This window comes from Mesobacillus sp. (assembly GCF_047739415.1).
Classification (GTDB): Bacteria; Bacillota; Bacilli; order Bacillales; family Cytobacillaceae; genus Mesobacillus.
Genome location: NZ_JBIQOE010000028.1, coordinates 1 through 5,271, shown reverse-complemented (window position 1 = coordinate 5,271; position 5,271 = coordinate 1). Strand labels below are relative to the sequence as shown.

At 41.0% G+C, this 5,271-nt stretch carries 4 protein-coding genes; 2 read left to right on the top strand and 2 right to left on the bottom strand.

Annotated elements, in window-relative coordinates; all coding sequences use genetic code 11:
• Positions 1–658: 658 nt before the first annotated feature.
• Positions 659–2,479 (top strand): LysM peptidoglycan-binding domain-containing protein, encoded by a 1,821-nt coding sequence (locus ACH0QE_RS02065; RefSeq protein WP_415799081.1) that lies wholly within the window; start codon positions 659–661, stop codon positions 2,477–2,479.
• Position 2,480: 1 nt separating this feature from the next.
• On the opposite strand, the gene ACH0QE_RS02060 is transcribed toward ACH0QE_RS02065, so the two are convergent.
• Positions 2,481–2,720 carry a hypothetical protein gene (locus ACH0QE_RS02060; RefSeq protein ID WP_415799080.1) on the bottom strand — a complete coding sequence of 80 codons (240 nt, stop codon included), beginning with the start codon at positions 2,718–2,720 and terminating at the stop codon, positions 2,481–2,483.
• Between the two features lie 481 nt (positions 2,721–3,201).
• On the opposite strand from ACH0QE_RS02060, the gene ACH0QE_RS02055 reads away from it, so the two are divergent.
• Positions 3,202–3,603 (top strand): helix-turn-helix domain-containing protein, encoded by a 402-nt coding sequence (locus tag ACH0QE_RS02055; RefSeq protein WP_415799079.1) that lies wholly within the window; start codon positions 3,202–3,204, stop codon positions 3,601–3,603.
• Positions 3,604–3,782: 179 nt separating this feature from the next.
• Here the strand turns inward: ACH0QE_RS02055 and ACH0QE_RS02050 are convergent, their stop codons facing one another.
• Positions 3,783–5,006: an IS110 family transposase gene (locus ACH0QE_RS02050; RefSeq protein WP_415799078.1), complete on the bottom strand. Its 1,224-nt coding sequence runs from the start codon at positions 5,004–5,006 to the stop codon at positions 3,783–3,785.
• Positions 5,007–5,271 lie beyond the last annotated feature (265 nt).

Below are 5,271 nucleotides of genomic sequence, written 5' to 3'. Positions count from 1 at the left end.
TCTGTCCAAAAAAATCCTTTCAAGTGAAGATCCTCCAGCTATAAAGCTATTTATTGATTAGTTAACAGCTATGAAATTCTAAGAAAACATGAGTAAATTGGCGTTTTCGCTTCTTTTATTGAGGGAGGTTAGTTAAATAAGGGTTGGTTGAAATAAAATTATGTATGTGGATTTGGTTTCAGCGATTACAAAATAGGGTACTTGAAATTGAATAAAAGTAGCAACAGTGAGGCGAAGCAAGTGTGGGAACAGGAACAATTCCTCTTCATGAGGGAACTTAATCGGCTGCTTATGGAATATAAAAGGTGTTCTAACCCATTTTACAAAGAACAGATTAACGAAGAAATAGTTTTTTTAACTGCAGCTATTGCTGACTTTGAAACAACCCCCTTTGAAAAGTGAAGGGGGATTTTTTTATGGATCGTTTATGGAGCGTTGGTTCGGAAGGAGTATCACTTATTATAAAGAAGTTGTTATTAAACAAACGGGGTAGGTCCAGGCAGTCATTAATCAGGTTTTCCCGGAGTTTTATAAGGGCTGAACAATGGGCTGAACAATGATTCCTTTATGGAAAAAATTTAGCGTTGTTGAAAGCTCGATAAACGAATATGATATTTTTGTGATATAACATTTTAATAGAAGGTAGGGAAAAACAAGAGTGACAACTAGATGTTTCAGAATCTTAATACTTTCTTTCGTTGCAGTTGTGATAGCATTCCCGCATTTCGCTTCTGCGATGGCGGAAGTCACTTCCTTCAGCCAGTCAACGGGGACGGTCGCTTATCAAGGAAATAGTGTACCTGGGTACGTTTCTTTTAATCTAGAAACAAGTGAACCAACCCGCGGACATATTTTAGCAGTAGGCAATGGCGTTCAAGCAAAGATAAACCTGTCTACTACAGATTTTAAAACCGTTCATAAAGTAGACTGGGTGCCATGGGATGATGTAAAGAAAGCTCCTCTCCCTCCAGGTGAATACCAACTGAAGGGCTATTTGCAAGACGAGGGGTACAATCAAATGCAGGGGTATCCGCTTGGCAAACTAAAGGTTGTTGCAGAGCTAAATCCAAAGCAATTGATAGACGGGGTGTCAATGAACCCAGTTTTCTCTCCAAAATACGGAGGAGCCGAAACGGAGCAGATTACGTTCAATTTGAATCGTCCTGCGGAAGTCCAGCTAAGTATCTGGCAAAATGGTTCCGAAGTTTTTGCGGGGAGTAAAATGAAGCTGCAGCCTGGCAGCCATTCCGTTAACTGGAACGGAACAGATAAAGCAGGCCGGATTGTGGCGGACGGAACGTATGAAGTCAACTTTAAATATATTGAGACAGCATATAATTATCCGGCAACCACACAGTCGGCTCAAAAAGTTGGCACTATAACTATAAAAGATGGCGATTATAATATTCCGTTAACAAGACTGAAAGAGGTTGTTACTGACGCGGCCTTTACTTCCGATGTCATCAGCCCGGACGGTGATGGTGTCAATGACAGTGTCACTGGACAACTGACATTGGCTGAGCCGGCAAAAGTATCCGTTTATATTGCAACTGCGGCAGGCAGCCATATGAACAGTGTCATTACCCAGCAGTCCTTGGATGCTGGAGTCAATACATTTGTATGGGATGGAACTGAATCCATGGGTGGCAAAGCCGTTAACGGAAACTATTTCATTAAAGTTATGGTAATCGAAGGAGCGAATACAGGCTATATCTCTTTTTCGGACTCAGTGAGGGTGGAAGGCGGTTATGCATTTAAAGCTCTCCAGCCTGAAAAACGAGTAAGAGTGACTGCCGAGGCCGCGAAACTTTCTGTATATCCAATGGGGCAGGGCTATACCGCTTTTAAAGGTGATACCTTCCCGTTAATCTCCGAAACTCTCGAGAATGGACAGTACCAGGTACTTGTCAAAGAAGGTGTATCAGGAACAATCAACGCAAGTGATGTGGAAATTGTTGCTGAAACTGCTGCACCATCCGTTCCAAACACTGTGGAATACACTGTGGCAAGCGGAGATACTCTTTGGAAAATTGCAACTAAATTCAATACTACCATTTCGCAAATTGTCGCTCTGAATAATCTTGATCCTAACAAGTATCTATATATTGGGCAAAAGTTAAAAGTACCTGCGGCAGGTTCACCTGAACCAGTTCAACAACCGGTCATCCACACTGTACAATCGGGAGATACTTTGTGGAAAGTTGCCCAGAAGTATAACACAACAATTGACGCCATTGTGAGGGCAAATAATCTTGACCCAGCCAAGTATTTGTATATCGGCCAAAAAATAACGATCCCATCATCAACAACTCCACAACCACCGCTTGCCCAGCCTGTCATACATACAGTTGCGAGCGGTGACACACTTTGGAAAATAAGCGTGAAATATGGAACAACAGTTGATGCCATCGTGAAAGTGAACAATCTAGACCCGACGAAATACCTGTATATTGGACAAAAAATCGTGATTCCACGCTAATTTAAACCTGCTCCTTATTTGGAGCAGGTTTTTTTATTTCTATGCTGAATTTAATCTTGGAATATAAGGCGAAAATGTCTTGATTTTCTTCTTCCCATCTTCTGTCTCCAGTCGCTGGTATTTCATAATCTCTTTCCATCTCACGCAGGAGAGCAGCCAGTTTCAATCCCTTTACACGGTAGTTCAAGTTGGAATGTATTATCTTTTCATCCACTGCATTAATCCGTCTTATTGTCCTCATGTTATACGGCCCCTTTAGCCTTTTAGTTTGCAAGTATGATTGTACTTTTAAATATGCAGTTTGTTTTCACTTCTTTATAGGAATACCCTTTAAGTACCCTTAATTTACCTAGTTAACTGTTTCCATTTTATTTGGCGGTTTGCATGCCAGAAGATGTTAAGACAGACAAATGGTGGAGTAAATAATCCGCCTTAAGTATCCATCTTCTTCAACAAATGGGCATGTTTGTGGAAGCACTGTACCCCTATTTCCGCTCCTATCAGTGCACTAATAGTTTGCGGTTGTTTATGTTATAAGGACACATTCATTTCTCCCACTTGGAACGGGATTTAAATAAGAACCTTATCGGTTCTTGTTCTTTTTAATTAAGACAAAATAACTAATTTAATCGGTGCGTTAGTCCAGCAGGATTAGCGGCCTTTTTGTTGAATTCCTTATTGAACATACGGGGCAGGTTAGTTCAAGAAGGAATAATTAAAATTTGAACGAATATACAAGTATTACCAATAAACCTAAGGAGCAGAGGGGCAAACAAATGAAAATAGAGTATGCAATTGTTTTATTATCCGTTTGTATTTTAGTGAGCGGCTACTGGATTGGAAATACCCTTAAACAGGATGTTGTTAAAAGTATTGAAGTCGAAGAGATTTTGTCACTATCTGAGACCGCCAAATATTTAAATTTAAGTGAGGATTCAATAAAAAAGATAATAAGCCAAGAAGAAAGATTCTTAGAAGAATCGGGAACATTTTCAGGAATGATGTTTCCTTATTCAAAAGTCTATAATGAGTATGTATTTTCCAAAAAATCGTTGGATGAATGGATGGAGGAAAATACAAAAAGTCGAAGAGTGTATAGTAAGGATGGAATTATTAGTAGGTAGATAACAAAGTAAATACACCAATTTTAGCTGCCGATTCTGCAGCTTTCTTATTGAGCTACCATGAAAATTAACTTCTGCGATTCTGTAAAAAAGGCAATACTTAAGAAGACGCAGCTCGTTCGTTTTTTAAAAAGGGAGAGCGCCAAATTATTTGATCAATGGTAATTGGACGGACTGGTTTAAGATGCTTTAGGTTCTTCTAACTTAACAATGTATCCTAAGCTTTCTAGTCGTCTCAGTGAATGCCTGACAATCGATTGTTGTCTCTGCTTATCAAAGTAGTCTTCGCCTAAGTCTACATACATTTCTTTACGCGTTAAGAGATAATAAGAGATACGTAACATAGCGTGAGCGACTACGATTCCAGCACGTTTCTTGCCTTTTCGTGAGGCTGTACGCCTATACAGTGCTCCGAGATAGTTTTTGGATCCCCTTACGGAATGAGCTGCCTCAGTTAACGCCGACCTTAAATATTTGTTTCCTTTTTTTGTTTTAGCCGATTTCCTTTTCCCTGCACTTTCATTCTGTCCTGGAACTAAACCCGCCCACGAACACATGTGGGCTGCAGTTGGGAACTGCTTTTTTACATCCGTTCCTATTTCAGAAAGGATCTGTTCAGCCATCCGCGTCGCAATGCCTGGAATGGAATCAAGTATTTCTACATCCTCTTGATTAGAGCTTACTCTTTTCGCGACTTCTTGATCGAGCATCTCAATTTGTTCAGTAAGAAAGTCAATATGGCCCAAAATGGTTTTTAACATTAACCTTTGATGGGAGTTAATATAACCTTTTAAAGCCAGTTCAAGTTCTTCCTTCTTCTTTTTCATGGTGCGTCGAGCGAAGTTTGCTAGTTTCTCAGGATCATCTTCTCCATCTGCGATTGCGTCAAGCATATCCCTTGCCGAAACACCTAGTACATCCGAAACAACAGAACCCAGCTTAATGTTTGCGCCTTCCAACACCTTTTGGATTCGGTTATGTTGTCTGGCTCGCTCTTCAATGATGCTTCGGCGATAACGAACCAGCTCGCGCAGTTCTCGTTGATTCCGGTCGGGAATATAGCTTGCTTTAAGTAGTCCGTGTCGAAGCAGTTTGGCAATCCATTCGGCATCCTTAACATCTGTTTTGCGTCCCGGAACGGCCTTCATGTGTTGGGCATTCACCACTAAAAACTCGATATCCTCAGCTTCCAGTAAATTCACGATGGGTTTCCAATAGACACTCGTGCTCTCCATGGCCACATGGGTACAGCCATGTTGTTTTACCCAGTCCACCAATTGTAATAGAAATACAGTTTTGGTGGAGAATGTTTGAATCTCCTTTCCATTTGGAGTGATAATACAGGCAGTAATGTTGTCCTTATGGACATCCATACCACAAGCTCTTTCAATGACTATATCCATTGAAGACATCCTTTCTACGGCAAACTTAAAATAGAGGCTGGTGCATCAACCAGAATAGGATTAATCTACCATGTGTGCTTCCCGTAAGGGAGCTACAGTCAGTGGTGCACCGTGGTCGGTGGAGTCAGACTAACGGATGGGCTCTAACGCACCATAGTTCAGCGACCTTCCTCTTCCAGCCGTAGAATCAGTATTGACGGTTCGGAACCATTTTCATTCTCTGTGGTGAAGCGCCGATTTTCTCGCTTCATGGATGGCTAACGGG

Bases quoted from the DNA above. Each gene is read 5' to 3' on its own strand.
- ACH0QE_RS02060 (WP_415799080.1), bottom strand. From the start codon at position 2,720: ATGAGGACAATAAGACGGATTAATGCAGTGGATGAAAAGATAATACAT.
- ACH0QE_RS02050 (WP_415799078.1), bottom strand. From the start codon at position 5,006: ATGGATATAGTCATTGAAAGAGCTTGTGGTATGGATGTCCATAAGGAC.